General features: G+C 68.1%; 15 protein-coding genes. 7 read left to right on the forward strand and 8 right to left on the reverse strand.

Annotated features, from left to right (window positions below; genetic code table 11):
• The first annotated feature begins 1 nt into the window (after position 1).
• The 4 genes from VHAB30_RS18140 (at position 2) to VHAB30_RS18155 (ending at position 4,263) form a co-directional block, all read left to right on the forward strand.
• The gene (locus VHAB30_RS18140) at positions 2-538 is read left to right on the forward strand and encodes a GspH/FimT family pseudopilin (RefSeq protein ID WP_235926734.1); all 537 of its coding nucleotides are present in this window, start codon (positions 2-4) and stop codon (positions 536-538) included.
• Between the two features lie 119 nt (positions 539-657).
• Positions 658-1,500 carry a DUF6502 family protein gene (locus VHAB30_RS18145; RefSeq protein ID WP_159278032.1) on the forward strand — a complete coding sequence of 281 codons (843 nt, stop codon included), beginning with the start codon at positions 658-660 and terminating at the stop codon, positions 1,498-1,500.
• Entirely contained in the window at positions 1,497-2,864 is a 1,368-nt protein-coding gene (locus VHAB30_RS18150) for a DUF5666 domain-containing protein (RefSeq protein WP_159278033.1), read from the forward strand. The genes VHAB30_RS18145 and VHAB30_RS18150 overlap by 4 nt, the downstream gene beginning before the upstream one ends.
• Positions 2,865-2,970: 106 nt before the next feature.
• Positions 2,971-4,263 carry an FAD-dependent oxidoreductase gene (locus VHAB30_RS18155; RefSeq protein WP_159278034.1) on the forward strand — a complete coding sequence of 431 codons (1,293 nt, stop codon included), beginning with the start codon at positions 2,971-2,973 and terminating at the stop codon, positions 4,261-4,263.
• Positions 4,264-4,285: 22 nt separating this feature from the next.
• Here VHAB30_RS18155 and VHAB30_RS18160 read toward each other — a convergent pair whose 3' ends face one another.
• The gene (locus VHAB30_RS18160) at positions 4,286-4,843 is read right to left on the reverse strand and encodes a C40 family peptidase (protein WP_159278035.1); all 558 of its coding nucleotides are present in this window, start codon (positions 4,841-4,843) and stop codon (positions 4,286-4,288) included.
• A 105-nt stretch (positions 4,844-4,948) separates the two neighbouring features.
• The gene (locus tag VHAB30_RS18165; protein WP_159278036.1) at positions 4,949-5,599 is read right to left on the reverse strand and encodes a DUF938 domain-containing protein; all 651 of its coding nucleotides are present in this window, start codon (positions 5,597-5,599) and stop codon (positions 4,949-4,951) included.
• Positions 5,600-5,865: 266 nt separating this feature from the next.
• On the opposite strand from VHAB30_RS18165, the gene VHAB30_RS18170 reads away from it, so the two are divergent.
• Positions 5,866-7,314: an ATP-dependent nuclease gene (locus tag VHAB30_RS18170; RefSeq protein ID WP_159278037.1), complete on the forward strand. Its 1,449-nt coding sequence runs from the start codon at positions 5,866-5,868 to the stop codon at positions 7,312-7,314.
• 678 nt (positions 7,315-7,992) lie between these two features.
• On the opposite strand, the gene VHAB30_RS18175 is transcribed toward VHAB30_RS18170, so the two are convergent.
• Positions 7,993-8,673, reverse strand: a complete 681-nt coding sequence (locus tag VHAB30_RS18175) for a response regulator transcription factor (protein WP_159278038.1) — start codon at positions 8,671-8,673, stop codon at positions 7,993-7,995.
• A gap of 5 nt (positions 8,674-8,678) precedes the next feature.
• Entirely contained in the window at positions 8,679-10,043 is a 1,365-nt protein-coding gene (locus tag VHAB30_RS18180; RefSeq protein ID WP_095744124.1) for a cache domain-containing protein, read from the reverse strand.
• A gap of 158 nt (positions 10,044-10,201) precedes the next feature.
• Here VHAB30_RS18180 and VHAB30_RS18185 point away from each other — a divergent pair, with 158 nt between their 5' ends.
• Together VHAB30_RS18185 and VHAB30_RS18190 are read left to right on the forward strand one after the other, a co-directional pair.
• On the forward strand, positions 10,202-10,945 hold the full coding sequence (locus VHAB30_RS18185; protein ID WP_139702767.1) for a LysM peptidoglycan-binding domain-containing protein: 744 nt from the start codon (positions 10,202-10,204) through the stop codon (positions 10,943-10,945).
• 125 nt (positions 10,946-11,070) lie between these two features.
• Positions 11,071-11,370: a hypothetical protein gene (locus VHAB30_RS18190; protein WP_235926743.1), complete on the forward strand. Its 300-nt coding sequence runs from the start codon at positions 11,071-11,073 to the stop codon at positions 11,368-11,370.
• A gap of 16 nt (positions 11,371-11,386) precedes the next feature.
• Here the strand turns inward: VHAB30_RS18190 and VHAB30_RS18195 are convergent, their stop codons facing one another.
• The 4 genes from VHAB30_RS18195 to VHAB30_RS18210 all read right to left on the reverse strand — a co-directional run bounded on the left by VHAB30_RS18195 (position 11,387) and on the right by VHAB30_RS18210 (position 15,781).
• Positions 11,387-12,325, reverse strand: coding sequence for a VTT domain-containing protein (locus VHAB30_RS18195; RefSeq protein ID WP_070061610.1), 939 nt, complete (start codon positions 12,323-12,325; stop codon positions 11,387-11,389).
• 146 nt (positions 12,326-12,471) lie between these two features.
• Positions 12,472-13,482, reverse strand: a complete 1,011-nt coding sequence (locus VHAB30_RS18200) for an aldo/keto reductase (RefSeq protein ID WP_159278039.1) — start codon at positions 13,480-13,482, stop codon at positions 12,472-12,474.
• A gap of 89 nt (positions 13,483-13,571) precedes the next feature.
• Positions 13,572-15,122 (reverse strand): alkaline phosphatase D family protein, encoded by a 1,551-nt coding sequence (locus VHAB30_RS18205; protein WP_159278040.1) that lies wholly within the window; start codon positions 15,120-15,122, stop codon positions 13,572-13,574.
• Positions 15,119-15,781: a hypothetical protein gene (locus VHAB30_RS18210; protein ID WP_159278041.1), complete on the reverse strand. Its 663-nt coding sequence runs from the start codon at positions 15,779-15,781 to the stop codon at positions 15,119-15,121. The genes VHAB30_RS18205 and VHAB30_RS18210 overlap by 4 nt, the downstream gene beginning before the upstream one ends.
• Positions 15,782-15,835: the final 54 nt, after the last annotated feature.

The following is a 15,835-nucleotide window of genomic DNA, read 5'->3' on the forward strand; positions in this document are numbered from 1 at the left end:
CGTGCACCCGCGCATGCGCCACCACCACCCCAGGCAGGCCCGCACCCGGCCGCGCGGCTTCACGCTCATCGAGCTGATGGTCACGCTGGCCGTGCTCGTGGTGCTGATCGCCATCGCCGTGCCCTCGTTCGACGGCATCCGGCTGTCCACCCGCCTGAGCAGCTACAGCACCGCGCTGGTCGCGGGCAGCCAGCTGGCGCGCAGCGAGGCCATCAAGCGCAACGCCCCCGTCACCCTGTGCGCCTCGGCCAACGGCACCAGCTGCAGCACCAACGGGCAGTGGGAAGCCGGCTGGATCGTGCGCAGTGACACGCAGGTGCTGCGCGTCGAGCCCGCGGCCGCCAGCGGCTACCGGCTGCGCGAGGCCGATGGCGCCAGCGCCATCGTGTACCAGGCCACCGGCCTGGGCGCCGGCCGGAGCAGCATCACCATCTGCCGCGCCACCCCGAGCGCCGACCAGTCGCGCGCCGTGAGCATCAGCGCCACGGGACGCACCACCGTCACCCGGTCCAGCGGCGGCACCTGCGCCGCGACCTGACCCGGGCCGGCCGAGGGGGTCCGCCGGACGAACGACAATAGGGCCCTGTGGCAAGCCCGGGCGCCGGTCCCGCCTCTCTTGCCTTGACGACCTTCACCAGGAACAACGCTCCCGCATTCATGGAACACCGGCTGGACTGGGCCCTTGCCGCCTGCGCTCGCATCCTCAGGCCCGTGGTCCGGCTGGCGCTGGGCATGGGCGTCAAGCACCCGCACCTCGAAGCCCTGCTGCGCGACCTGCTCATCGAGGAAGCCCAGCGCACCTGGCGCGCCCAGGGCGTGACCAAACCCAACCTCAGCCAGATTTCGGTCACCACCGGGCTGAACCGCAAGGTCGTCACCGCCAAGGTCCGCGCCACCGTCGACCCGCTGCCGCACACCGAGCTGTCAGCGGCTGCCAAGACTTTTACGTTGTGGTTACAGATGACCACCGACGACGACACCCTGCGCCGCCTGCCCATCGTCACCGAGGGTGACGGGCCGTCGTTCGAGCGCGTGGCCCGCCTGGCCAGCCGGGGCAATGTGCACCACCGCACCATCCTCGACGAGCTGGTGCGCCTGCAGATGGTGGCCGAAAGCGACGGTAGCGCCGAACTCACGGCCGACGGCTTCGTGCCGGTGGAAGACCTGCAGTCGATGCTCGCCTTCCTGGGCGACAACGGCCGCGACCACCTGCTGGCCGCCGTCTCCAACACCCTGGGCGAGACGCCCCGCATGCTCGAGCGCGCCGTGTACGCGCGCGGGCTCACGCTGGCCGACTGCACGGCCATCGAACGCCTCGTGCGCGAACGCTGGGCCGGCCTGCACCACGAGCTGGCCCGCGAGATGACCGAGGCCGTCGACCGCGTGCCCCCCGAGGCCACCGCGAAGGCGCGCATCCGCGTCGGCATCTACACGTATTACGAAGACGAAGAAGGCGCGCCCGCCCCCGGCGCGCCCCAGCACAACGAGTCCCCCCGATGAACACGCCTCCCCTCTCCTTGCGACTCGTGCGCGGCCTGCTGATGGCCGGCGCCATGGCCCTGCTTCTGTCCTGCGGGGGAGGCGGCGGTGGAGGCGGCGGCACGCCGGGCTTCGGCACCGCCGGCACCACGGCCACCGGCAACGGCGGTGGGGGCGGCGACGGCGGCTCGGGTGACGCCGGCTCCGGCAGCGGCACGGGCAATGGCAGCACCGGAAGCACCGGTGGCGGCGGCGACAGCACCGCCGGCAACACCAACGGCGACGGCTCGGGCGTGGGCTCCGGCGGCACCGGCGTGACCGCGGACGCCGCCGGCATCGGCGCGGCCGACGGCCTGGGCAGCGTGATCCTCAACGGCCTGCGCTACAACACCGACAGCGCCACCTTCAGCCTCGAGGACACCACCGAGCTGCAGATCGGCATGAGCGCGCGCATCGCCGGCAAGGTCGACGCCGACTTCAACAACGGCATCGCCGCCACGGTCGTCTCGGCCGCCGAGTTGCGCGGCGCCGTGTCGGCCATCGACCTGAAGGACGGCAGCTTCACCGTGATGGGCGCCCGCGTGACCACCGACAACGCCACCGTCTGGGGCGACGCCAAGGGCGCCGCCGACCTCGTGGACACCGCCGTGGTGCAGGTGTGGGGCCTGCCCGCCGCCCCGGGCATCCTGCGCGCCACGCGCGTGCTGGTGGCGCCCGCCACCACCGCCCCGCTGGTGACCGGCACCGTGCAGAACCTCGACCGCGGCGGCCAGCAGTTCACGCTCGGCCTGCTGACTGTCGACTTCGGCGGCGCCGCCTTCGGCCCCGGCATCGATGCCGCGAGCCTGGCCAACGGCGCCATCGTGCGCGTGCGCGGCACGGCGGCGCCGGCCGCCGGCCGCTTCACCGCCACCCAGGTGCAGGGCTGGTACGCCATTCCCTCGGCCGACGGCATCGCGCTGCAGCTGGCCGGCGTGATCACCGACTTCGCCGCGCTGGGCGACTTCCGCGTGCTGGGCAACAAGATCGACGCGCGCAACGCCCAGATCACCGGCGGGCCGAGCGGCTCCATCGGCAACGGCGTGAAGGTCGAGGTCGACGGTTTCCTCTCGGGCCAGGTGCTCGTGGTCAAGAAACTGCGCATCCGCCACGTGCCCGGCACCGGCGGGCCGGTGTCGTTCACCGTCATCGGCGCCATCGGCGGTTACGTGTCGGCCGCCGACTTCACCGTGCGCGGCCAGCGCGTGGATGCCAGCGGCTCCGGTACCATCTTCGAAAACGGCACCGCCGCAGACCTGGGCAACGGCAAGCGCGTGACCGTCGTCGGCGACCGCGTGGTCGACGGCGTGCTCATCGCCCAGCGCGTGAGCTTCACGCAGCCCTGAGGTCCGGGCCCCGGCGGTCCGGCCGCGCAGTGCATGCACCCAGGGTGCACGCACCGCGCACCCCACAGGCCACGCCACCCATGGCGCGACCGGATCGATCGGAGCCATGGACACCCACACCACCTCTGCGCCCGCTCCCACCACGTCGCCCCGCTGCTGCATCGCCGGCGGCGGCCCGGCCGGCATGGTGCTGGGCCTGCTGCTTGCGCGCGCGGGCGTGCCCGTCGTCGTGCTCGAGAAACACCTCGACTTCCTGCGCGACTTCCGCGGCGACACCGTGCACCCCTCGACCCTCGAAGTGCTGCACGAACTCGGCCTGCTCGACGCCTTCCTGCAGCGCCCGCACAACCGCATCGAAGAGCTGCGCGGCACCTACGAAGGCCGCGGCGTGACCATTGCCGACTTCAGGCGGCTGCCCACGCACGCACGCTTTCTGGTGCTCATGCCGCAGTGGGAGTTCCTGGACTTCATGTGCGACGAGGCGCGGCGCTACCCCGGCTTCGAGCTGTGGACCGACGCCGAGGCCGTCGGCCTGCTGCAGGACAAGGGCCGCGTCAACGGCGTGAAAGTGCGCGTCGGCGCCCGGCGCCCCGACAGCGGCGGCCCGAAGGACATCGAGCTGCACGCCTCCCTCATCGTGGCCGCCGACGGCCGCCACTCCACCCTGCGCGACGCGGCGGCGCTGCCGCACATCAGCTACGGCGCGCCCATCGACGTGCTGTGGATGCGCATTCCCAAGCTCCCCGGTGACCCCGAAGCCACTGGCGGCCACATCGCGGCGGGCCACCTCCTGGTGACGCTCAACCGCGGCGACTACTGGCAGTGCGCCTTCGTCATCCGCAAGGGCGGCAGCGCCGAACTGCAGTCGCGCGGCATTGCCGCCTTCCACGCCGAGATCGCGCGCATCGCGCCCTTCTTCGCCACGCGCCTGCCCGAGGCCCTGCCCGACTGGGAGGCCGTGAAGCTGCTCGAAGTGACCGTCGACCGGCTCGAATCGTGGTCGTGCCCCGGCCTGCTGTGCATCGGCGACGCCGCGCACGCCATGTCGCCCGTGGGCGGCGTCGGCATCAACCTCGCCGTGCAGGACGCCGTGGCCGCCGCCAACCTGCTGGCCGCGTCGCTGGCCGGCAGCGCCACCGACAAGGAGATCGACAACCTGCTGCCCCAGCTGCAGCGCCGCCGCGAATGGCCCGTGCGCGTCACGCAGGCCGCGCAGCGCCTCGTGCAAGACCGCGTGCTGATGCCCGTGCTCAGCCGCAGGGCAGCTGCATCGACCGCGCCCCGCCCCATGCCCTGGGCCCTGCGCCTGCTGGGGCGCTGGCCGTGGCTGCGCACCCTGCCGGCGCGCGCCGTGGGCATCGGCGTGCGGGCCGAGCACGTGCAATCGCCGCGCGCGTGACGCGCGAATCGGGTTCGCCGGATCAGCCGGGCCGGCGCGCCTGCGTCGGCTGCCGCGACCAGTACACGCCGTCGAGCCGATCGAGCCGCACCTCGCCGCCCGTGGACGGCGCATGCACGAAACGCCCGTCGCCCACGTAGATGCCCGCATGCGTAGGCGACGCCGAGCCGAACAGCACCAGGTCGCCCGAGCGAAGCTCCGACATCGGCACCGGCCGGCCGAAGCCCGCCATGCGCGACACCGTGCGCGGCGGCACCTGCCCCACGCTGTGGCGGTACACGTAGCCGATGAGCCCGCTGCAATCGAACCCGCCTTCGGGCGAGTTACCGCCATAGCGGTACGGCGTGCCGACCAGCCCCAGCGCATGGATCGTGATGCTGTTCGACTGCTCCGGCGTCAGCGGCGGGATGTTGCTGCTGGGCACCGAACCACCGGGCGTGCGCGTCGGCGGCGGGCTCGCGCAGCCGATGGCCAGAAGGCAGGCGGTGACGGCGGGGATCAGTCGGAACAGGAGCCGCTGCTGCAGCAGCGACAGCGATGCGGGGGAATGAGGAGGCGTCGGCAATGGTGTGTCGAGCATGGGCGCAGGCCGGTCTTGCGGACGTGGCCCGACTCTAGCGCGAGTGGGCCGGATCGCAATACAGCGCCCCTTGGCGGGCGACAACGCCCTCGCCCTTCATCGCCATCAACTGAAGCCGAAGACCAGCAGCAGGTTGTTCGCAGGCATCGCGTGCCGCTCGCGCAATGCGAGACCGACGCGACGCGCCTCTGCCACCACGTCGTCGAGCCGGCGAATGCCCCAGGCGGGATTGCGCGCGCGCAGGTCTTCGTCGAACGCCAGGTTGCTCGGCGCCGTGGGACCGTGCTGCGCTTCGTCTTCGAAGTACGGCCCGTAGGTGATCAGCACGCCAGTGCCGGCACGCAGATGCCGCGCGGCACCGGCCATCAGCGCGGCGCAGGTGGGCCAGGGTGCGATGTGCAGCATGTTGGCGCAGTAGATGGCGTCGAACTTTTCTTCCTCTTCTTTGCCTTCTTGAGCGAACGCAGGGCCTTGCGAGGGCCACTGCGACGCCATCACGTCGAGCAGCAGCGGCAGGCGCAGATTGGGCAACGCGGCTTGCTCGACACGGCTGGCGATCGCGGGGAGCGAGCGGGCTTCTGCGTCGGTGGGCTGCCAGGTCCATGAGGGCATGGCGGCGGCGAACCAGGCGGCGTGTTGGCCTGTGCCGGAGGCGATTTCCAAGGCGGTGCCGCGCTCATCGAGGATGCGGGTCAGGGCATCGAGGATGGGTTGCTTGTTGCGGTCGGCTGCGGGGCTGAAAGCTATGGCGCACATTGAGTTTGAAAAAATGCATCTTCGACAGAGGACTCGGGTACTCAACGAAGCTCTTCTTGCTACAAGACGGCGGATATTTGCATTGGCGAAATTCCTAGTGATTTCGATGCAGCGCGGTCAGCCGCCACTCCTTGCAATTGTCATCGAATCCCCTGTTTTGGGGATAAGTAATCTAAACAACTGTCGCTACGATGTTGGATATACCAAGACCTTCTTCGCAACTGAAGATGCTCACTAGTTTTTGAATTACTCACCCCACACATCAAATGGATCATGCTGAAATCAACACTATCCGTGGGCAATATCAGGCGGGGATGTGGCCACAGTTCCTCCAGATGGTTCAGATTGAAGGGCTTCGAGGTTGGACAGGACAGGCAGTCGAGTTCAATTTTCCTGTAGTTGCAATCGTTGGCGAGAACGGAAGCGGGAAGAGTACCCTCATGAAGGTTGCCGCCTGCGTCTACGACAACAAGGAAAAGGAGAAGCGGTTCTATCCATCCACCTTTTTTGTCGAAACCCATTGGGACACGATTCAGGGTGTGAAGATCGACTATCGAGTAAAGCGAGGGCCGAACGTCGAGAGTTTTCGAATCACAAAACCGACAGCAAGGTGGCGCGTACCAGAAAATGGGCCTAAGCGAGAAGTCTTCTTGTTGGATATCGCAAGAACTTTGCCGTTGGATGCGTCTGTTGGGTACGCCAAGATTGCTCGATCGGCCGCGGCGGAAGTAGAAAGCGCTGATATCAGCGATGCGTTTCGTGAACGACTTTCTCACGTGTTAGGTCGCAACTATACGAAAGCACGCTTCGCAACATCTGACGTCGACAAGAAGCGCCAAATTGGACTTCTAGAACGAGAATGGGGCGAACTCTCGCAATTCCACCAGGGTGCAGGTGAAGATGCAACGCTTGACCTATTTCGAACTCTGCAAGGTTTGCCAGAAAACTCTCTGCTGCTTATCGACGAAGTTGAAGCATCTCTGCATCCTCGTGCGCAGCGACGCCTAGTTAGATTTCTGCTCTGGCTATCTCGCCAACGCCGTATCCAAGTGGTTCTTTCGACCCACAGCCCCTTCGTACTTCAAGAGCTCCCGCAAGAGGCACGCATTCTTCTACTCCCTGGCCCTCAGGGTTTAAGCGTTGTCTATGGCGTCTCCGCAGACTTCGCAATGAGCCGGCTCGATGATGAAGTTCATCCGGAGGCGCATGTTTTTGTCGAGGACCGAGAGGCTGAAATACTGCTGAGAGAAATCTTGGCATCCGATCAAGACACGTCCAAGGTACTCCCGCGCATTGAAATTAGTCCAGTCGGTCCGGCAAATGTTGTCGCAATGCTCGGGACCCTTGGGAAAGCGGGCAAGCTTCCATACAAATCACTTGCTGTCGTAGATGGCGATCACGCTGACCCAAACTGCTTTCGGCTACCGGGCACAGTCGCTCCGGAGAGAATGGTCTATGCAGACTTGAAGGAAAAAGGTTGGCCGAACCTTGCACAGCGATTCGGCATCGGAGCAGGTTCTCTCCTGACGGCTCTCGAAGATGCAATGCTTGAACCTGATCACCATAGATGGAATGCCTTAGTTGGCGATCAGATCGTGAAGAGTTCTGTAAGTGTTTGGGAAGTGCTCGCCAACGAGTGGTGTAAGTCTTGCCTCGATCCCCAGGACCGAAAGTCGTTAGCTGAAGCCCTGACCGCGGCGGCGGATGGAGGCTAATCGCTACGCTCTGAAAACGGCCTCGAGGGGCTCATGACCCCCCTCTACATACATCACCCTCCCCCACTCTCCTGAAACAACGCCGCCGCATCCCGCGCCAAATCCGAAGCGATCCAAAGCAGGTTGTCCCGATGCCCGGCCCCCGCCTCTTCGAACCATCCATCGCCGGCGCCGTGGCAGCACCACAGCAGTGAGTTCAGTTGTTCCAGCTTGCACTCCAGCAGGTCTGCTGCGCTGGGGGTGGTTGCTTGGGGAGAAGTCGGCCGGGGAGCCCGAGCCATAATTCGATCAGCCATTGATGTGCTCGCTTTCCAAAGTTATTGCACGTCATTTGGTTAGACGGTCATGGTGTTCGCGCAGCGTGGCCGTCGCCTTTTGTGCCTCACGTTCGCATCGATCGGTCTGCATCGATGGCCCGCCGTGAGGCGAAGCTGTTCATTCACTCAATCAGTCAGTCGGTGGTCCGTGGTGTGGTGTGTGCTGCCCTCCTCGCCCACATGGCGGGTCGTTTCATCACAGGGGCATTCACTGTGGAGAAGTCCTGCCCGGCACAGAGAGAAATTTCGCCGAGGAATGCGCGGTTCGCGCAAGTAATCGCGCTGCGGCAACGGCGATTCACAAAGCCCTGACAGTCGGGCCCTGAAAGCAGAGCCCGAGCCCCGCATCGACAGCAGCGCCTCAGCCCTGCCCGCCGAACTCCCGCGCGTGCTCCACCGCGTACTTGATGAGCTCCGCCTGCCCTTCGATGCCCAGGCGCCGCTTGATGCTCTGGCGGTGCGCCTCCACGGTGCGCACGCTCAGGCCGAGGTCGCGCGCGATCTGCTTGCTCGATTCGCCGCGGCCGAGCGCGCTCAAGATTTCGCTCTCGCGCGGCGTCAGCAGCGGGCGCGGGGTCTGGTTGCGAAAGAGTTTCTTCGACACGGCCGGGCTCAGGAAGGTGCCGCCCGCCGACACGGCCTCGATGGCGGCCACGATCTCCGCGGCCGGCGCGTCTTTCAGCACGTAGCCGCGCGCGCCGACCTGCAAGGCCTTCTGCACGTACTCGGGGTTGTCGTACATGCTGAGCATCACGATGTGCGGCGCGGGCTTCTGGTGCTGCGGCTGTTGTTGCAGCAGCAGCGCCGCCAGCTCGATGCCGTTCATGTCCTTCATGCCCACGTCCATGAGCACGAGGTGCGGCTGCGCAGGGCCGATGAGTGCCAGCGCCTCGGCCGCGCTGCCGGCCTCGCCCACGATCTCCAGGCCGGGCATGGCGCCCAGGCGCGCGCGCAGGCCGTCGCGCACCAGCGGGTGGTCGTCGACCAGGAACAGGCGCACAACCACGGGGGCAGCGGGAGCAGCGGCGGGGTTTTCGTTCATGGCCGCTATTCTGGCTTTGCGCGCCGCACGGGCACTTCGGCCACGATGGAGGTGTGGCCGCGGCCCGAGCGCATGCGCAGCCGGCCTTCGATGGACTCCATGCGCTCGCGCATGTTGCGCAGGCCGATGCCGCGCTGCGGGTCGAGCTGCATGGCCTCGACGTTGAAGCCGACGCCGTCGTCGCTGATCTCCAGGCGCACGGCCTCTTCGTCGAAGCCCAGTGCGATGTGCACCTGTTGCGCACGCGCGTGTTTGCGCACATTGGTCAACGCTTCCTGCGTGACGCGAAAGAGCGCGGTCTTGGCTTCTTGCGACAGCTCGAAGGGTTCGCCCTCGACCATGATGGATGCGTCCACGCCGCCTTCTTCACCGAACTCGGCGCCCAGGCGCTCCAGCGCGGCGGGCAGGCCCAGGGTGTCGAGCAGCGCGGGGCGCAGCCGGTGCGAGATGCGGCGCACCTCGGTGAGCGAATCGTTCAGCCGCTGCAGCGCCTTGCCGAGCGCGGGCGGCGGCGACTGGTGCGCGCGGTCGAGCTGCTCCACCGCCGATTCGATCAGCAGCTTGGCCGACACCAGCGTCTGGCTGGTGCCGTCGTGCAGTTCGCGCGCAAGGTGGCCGCGCTCTTCTTCCTGCGACTGCACCACGCGGCGCGCGAGCAGGCGCAGCTTGGCTTCGGCGGTGCGGTGCTCGCTGAGGTTGAGCAGCAGCCCGGCCGCACTGACCACGCCCAGGCACAGCGCGGCGATGCCGGCGATCCACAGCAGCGTGGCGGTGACGTTGGCGTTCATCTGCCGGTCGAGGGTGTCCATGGTCGACTGGATGTCGTCCAGGTACAGGCCGGTGCCGACCATCCAGTTCCAGCGCGGCAGCGCGGTGACGTAGCCGAGCTTGGGCGCCATCTGCGCGCTGGAGGGCTTGCGCCACTCGTACTCGACGTAGGCGCCGCCCTTGTCGCGCGCGCCCTTGATCAGCTCCTGGATGGTGAAGCGGCCATGCGAATCGCGCAGGTTCCACAGGTTCTGGCCCACCAGCTCGGGCTGGCGCGAATGCATGAGCGAGTTGCCGTCCATGTCGTAGACGAAGAAGTAGCCGTCGTCGCCGTAGTTGAGCGTGGCCAGGCGGCGCAGCGCCTCGGTGCGCGTGGCCTCGTCGTCCAGCCCCGACTCGTACAGCGGCAGCAGGTTGCTCACGGCCAGGTCGACGTAGCTGCGCAGCTCGCTGCGGCGCTGGGCCATGTAGCTGCGCTCGATGAGCGCCCGCTCGCGCTGGGCCAGGTCGTGCTCCTGGTGACGCACAGCCAGGGCCACGAGCACCAGCGCGACCAGCAGGGGCGCAACGGCCAGCGCGACGATCTTGGTGCGGAGGTTCATCGGGGAGGGAGACTACCACTGGGGGTGGGCAGGGAGCTGGCCTCGCGGCTTCGCGGAGAAATTCCGGGGAAGAAGGACCGGGTGACGTTGGGTGACAGTGTGCAGCGCCGAACCGGCCTACAACGCGGGGACATCAACAAACGGAAGAGGGAGCACGTATGCGCAAGACGCAAAAGACGACGGCAGCCGAGACAGAGAATGAAGGCTGGAAGCGCGGCATCGACAACGCCGACGACAAGTGGAACAGCCACGACTGCGAGATCCGCTCGGCCGTCCATGAATACGACATGCACCTCTCTCGAACCAAGGGCTACGTCCCGTTGGACTGGCGCCTGGTGAAGGCCATGCTGTGGGTCGAAACGGGGGCCAAACGGCCGCAGTGGAAGACCCGCCCGATGCAGATCGGCAATACAGGAGATCTGGGCCTCCAGGCGCTGCTGGGTGGCAAGGACGGCGGTGACCTGATCCTCCCGCCCTCTTACCGCAGAAGCCTCTCCGTCGACGGCGTACGCCGCGCGCCTGCCGACAACATCCGGGCGGGCATCGGCTATCTGCTGCTGCGCATGGCCAATTTCTCCTTTCAGAGCGTGCCCGATGCAGACACCCGCACCCATCAGGTCGTCGTGAAAGCTGGCGATACCCTGAACAGCATCGCCAGAGCGAAAGGCAGCACGCCAGAGGTGATGAAGCGGCTCAATCCGTCCGCACACATGCTTCGGCCCGGCGAGGTGCTGCACTACCAGAGGGCCTCGGTTCAGAGGGTCATCACAGGCTGGAAGCCCATCACGGTATCGGGAGCGGCAACTTACTACAACGTGGATGGCGATGCGACGTATGCAGACAAGCTCGGCTATGCCTTGGCGGCCGTTCGCAGAGGCTCCGAGGCAACCGCATGCAAGTAGGCCGAAACATCGGGCGGCGTCTCCTGGCACTCGCCTGCTCAGCAGTTATGGCTGGTCCCGCGCACGCCCACACATTCACCGGGAAGTTCACCGGCACGGGCCGGGCATGCAACGGTGTACTCCATGTGCGCAGCCAGACCATCGAATGGCGATCGAGTTTCAGCCGCTGCGCACGCAGCAGCTATGAGGTGCTGGACATGAGCCGCCCCGGCGAACCCGGGCGGATGGCTTTTCGCTTCAAGGCACGCGACGCCAAGTGCCTGTACGAAGTGGTCGCGCTCGAACAGGTGGACGGCACCGACTGGACGGCGGACGGCTATCCCTCGCTGGAGGCCTACCGAAAGAAGGACGTACCCGGCTGGCAGGACTCACCCCTGCCCGCCCGGCTCGTTCTGGAGTGCCCAATGACACAACAGCTGCGATGAGCAGCTGCGAAGCAGGTCAGTGCAGGCTCGTCGGTCGCCCCGACGCCACCCACGCATCCAGCCCTCCCGTCAGCGGCAGCGCCCGCCGCGCCCCGCGCGCCAGCAGCACGCGCGCAGCCTGCGCGGCCGAGACTTCGTTGGGGCAGTTGCAGTACAGCACCACGTCGCGGTCGGGGTCGATGGTGAGGTCCAGGTTGCGCTGCTGCAGCGCCTTGAGGGTGTACGACAGCGCGCCCGGAATGCGGCGCGGGTCGACCTGCACGCCGGCTTCGCCGCGCACGTCGATCACCAGCGGCGGCACGTCGCCGCTCATCAGGTCGAACAGCTCGTCGACGCTGATGCGCGGCATGCCGGTGAGGCGCGCGAAGGCGCGGCGGCGCCAGTAGCGCACGGCGAGCATCACGAGCAGCACCACGCCCAGCGCGGCGGTGGCGATGCCGCCGGCCTGGGCCAGCACGGCGAGCACCTGCTGGATCTGGTCGCGAAAGAGCCAGCCCAGGCCAAGGAACAGGCCCGTCCAGACCAGCGCGGCCACGATGTCGAAGCCGACAAAGCGCCGCACCGACATGCCCAATGCGCCGGCCATGGGCGGCGCCACCACGGACACGCCGGGCACGAACTTGGCGGCCACGAGCGACATGCCGCCCCAGTCGGAAATGAGCGATTCGCCGCGCCGCACGCACGAGTCCTGCGACAGCGAGATGCGGCACAGCAGCCGCATGAAGCGGTAGCCGAAGCGGCGCCCGGCATAGAACCACGCGCCGTCGCCCAGCAGGTTGGCGATCACGGCGGCCAGCACCACGCCGACCACCGACACGTCGCCCGCCGCCAGCAGCGCGCCGGTGACGACCAGCACGGCCGCGGCCGGCACGGGCAGGCCCAGGCGCGCGGCGAAGCTGGCGGCAAACACCACCAGGATCGCGTTCTGCACCAGCAGCGACATCAGCTGTGCCATGCGGGCCGCCGTTCGGTCGTTGCCGCGTGCCGCAGGGCGGCGCACCGGAAGGTGGTGTGGGAAGTCGTCATGCCGGCCGCGATTCTCCTGCATGGCCCAAGCACGTACTGCGCGCAGGCCATCCTGGGGCGCCGGCAGGCGTTCGTTCAGCGGGGGGCGTCGCCCTTGCGGTACTCGGCCGTGAGCGCGTCGAGCTTCTGCTTGAGCGCGGGGTCGAGCATGTAGCTGGCGGCAGCCACGGTGGCGTCGAGCTGTTCGGGGCGGCTGGCGCCCAGCAGCGGCGCGGTGATGAGTGGGTTGGCCATGACCCACGCCACGGCCAGCGTGGCCAGCGGCACGCCGGCTTCGTCGGCCAGCGCGTGCAGCTGGGTCACGGTGTCGAAGCTGCGGTCGTTCCAGTAGCGGTCCTGGTACATGCCGCCGGCGGTGCCGAGGGTGAAGCGGGTGTTCTCCTCGGGCTTGGCGCCGGGCTTGTACTTGCCGGTGAGCAGGCCGCCGGCCAGCGGGTTGTAGGGAATCACGCCCAGGCCCTCTTCGGCCGCGAGCGGCAGCAGCTCGCGCTCGATCTCGCGGAACAGCAGGCTGTAGCGCGGCTGCACCGACACGAAGCGCGTGAAGCGGTGCAGCTCGGCCTTGCCCAGCGCGCGCGCCAGGCGGTAGGCCAGGAAGTTCGACACGCCGATGTAGCGCGCGCGGCCCGACTTGACGATGACGTCGAGCGCCTCGAGGCTTTCTTCGAGCGGGGTCTCGCGGTCGTCCATGTGCAGCTGGTACAGGTCGACGTGGTCGGTCTTCAGGCGCTTGAGCGAGAGGTCGATGGCGTCGAGCAGGTGCTTGCGCGAGGCGCCCTGGTCCCAGGGGTTGGGGCCGACCTTGTTGACGGCCTTGGTGGCGACCACGAAGCGGCGGCGGCCGGCGGGGCCCTGCTTGTCGAGCCAGTTGCCGATGATCTCTTCGGTGCGGCCGGTGGTCTCGATGGTGCCGCCCAGCGGGTACACGTCGGCGGTGTCGAGGAAGTTGATGCCGGCGTCGGCGGCCTTGTCCAGGATCTGGTGCGACACGGCCTCGTCGGTCTGCAGGCCGAAGGTCATGGTGCCCAGGGCCAGGCGGGACACGGTGAGGCCGGTACGGCCCAGGCGGGTGGTGGGGATGCTCATGCAGGCTCGCTCCGAGAAGGTGGGAGAGGGAGGAAAAGAGGCGGCGGCCATCATAGGCACGGCCGCGCATTCCTGCAGGCGCTGGAGATTCAGGTGGATTCGAGGTGCACGCCGGGCGCGCCGCGTTCGACCGAGAAGCGGGCCATGGCCGCCACGGCGGAGTCGGCGTTCTTCTCGTCGTCCACCGCGCGGAACTCGACCGCGCAGCCGCGCGCGTCGAGCGTCATGAGGCCGTAGCCGCGCTTGTCGGCGCGGCCGTAGCGCAAGTGTTCGTTCTTCGCGCGCATGTGGGCCACGCTGGCGGCGCTGGGCCCTTCGGAGGTGATGGCGCCGCCGACGAACTCGGTCGCGACGACGGGCCCCTGCGGCGCGCGGCGCAGGTCGGCGGCCCAGAAGGCGTGCACGTCGCCGCCGAGCACCAGCGCATCGCCACCGCGCGACGGGTTGGCGGCCAGCGCGTCGAGCAGGCGCGTGCGCGCGGCGGCGTAGCCGTCCCAGCCGTCCATCCAGTAGCCGTGCCCCGCGCCGCGCTGGCGGTCGGCTTCGGCGAGCAAGGTCGGTTGGGCGATGACGGTCCAGCGCGCCGGCGGCGTGGCGAGTTCGTTCGCGAGCCAGGCTTCCTGCTGCATGCCGAGCAGGCTGCGCTCCGGGGCCAGCCGGTCGGCGCAGTCGACCAGCGGCTTGGTGCTGCGGCCCGGGAGGCAGGCGTGGTGCGAGCGGTACTGGCGGCCGTCGAGCAGCATCACGTCGAGCATGCGGCCGAAGCGATGGCGCCCGTAGATGGTCGCGCTGGCGCCGCGCGGGCGCATGGAGGCGGGCACGGGCATGTGCTCGTACCAGGCTTGGTAGGCGGCGGCGCGGATCGCGAGGAACTGCGCCGGGTCGGGCGTGCGCGGCGAGACGTCGTCGGTGTAGTCGTTGGCAACCTCGTGGTCGTCCCAGGTCACGAGCCACGGGAAGGCCGCGTGCGCGGCCTGCAGGTGCGGGTCGGTCTTGTAGAGCGCGTAACGGTTGCGAAAGCCGGCCAGGTCGGTGGGAATGCCGCCCTCGTGGCGGCGCACGTTGTGCGAGCCGCGCGTGCTTTCGTAGATGTAGTCGCCCAGGTGCACGACGAAGTCGAGCGGCTGCGTGGCCATGTCGCGGTAGGCGGCGTAGTAGCCCTCCTCGTACTGCTGGCACGAGGCGAAGGCGAAGCGCAGCGGCTGCACGGCGGCGTCATCGTCGGCCGGCGCGGTGCGCGTGCGGCCGACGGGGCTGCACACGCCGGCGGCTGTGAAGCGGTACCAGTAGGGGCGGCCCGGGCGCAGGCCCTGCACTTCGACGTGCACCGAGTGCGCGAGGTCGGCCTCGGCGCTGGCGATGCCCTTGGTCACGATGCGACGAAAGCGCTCGTCCTCGGCTATCTCCCACTGCACCGCCACGGGCGCGTCGCCCATGCCGCCGCCCTGCAACGGCTCGGGCGCGAGCCGTGTCCACAGCACCATGCCGTCCGGCCGTGGCGCGCCCGAGGCGACGCCGAGCGTGAACGGGTCGCGCGCGGCCGAGGGCTGGGCGCGCAGGTGCAGGAAGGGATGGCCGAGCGCGGCGGCGGCGAGGCCGGTGTGCAGCAGGCGTCGGCGGGTGAAAAGCGGAGTGGTCATCGGGCGTCTTTCTTGGCGCGTCGCTCGGCGATCTCGAGGTCGATCGATGCCTGCAGGCGCGCTTGCCGGTCGAGCTGCCTCTGCCGGGTGTCGACGCTCGTGTACTCGCGGTCGATCAACGCCTGCAGGCGCGCCAGCTGCGTGAGATCCATCTCGCGGGTGTTGGCGCTCGCGTGCTCGAAGTCGATCGACGCCTGCGGGCGCACTGGCCGCTCGGGATCTTTCGGATGGGTGTCGACGCCCCTTGTGCGCAGGTCTTCGCTCGACTGCGAAGAAGCACCGCCGGAGCGTCCCTCCCAGATCACCAATGCGCCTACAAGAAAGAGCACCGCGAACATGAATTCCATGGCGACGGGGTTCAGGTCGTCCTTGAGGATCGGCTTGAGCGAGCCGTCCAACCGATCTTTCGGAGGCAGCAGGACCGCGACCTTCTTGCCCACGGGGCGTGCATCGAACTTGCCGCCGCTGCGTGCGTACAAGACAGCCCGTCGGCCGTCGGGCCGGACGTAGTCGACCCGGACCTCTGTGTTGCCGGCGCCGGTGACGACACCCTCGACCTTGTCGTAAGAAGAAAGAATGACCGCGGCATCAAGCGCCGACAGCAGCGCGACACACAGCATGGCGACGCCCATCGCCGCGAGGCACACCGCCACAAACACTCGAAGGATCTGCATGGACTCCAGCCGTCAGGAACGTGCCTGATTCTGGCGCCC

The sequence above is a fragment of the Variovorax boronicumulans genome (assembly GCF_009811375.1).
GTDB classification, from domain to species: domain Bacteria; phylum Pseudomonadota; class Gammaproteobacteria; order Burkholderiales; family Burkholderiaceae_C; genus Variovorax; species Variovorax boronicumulans.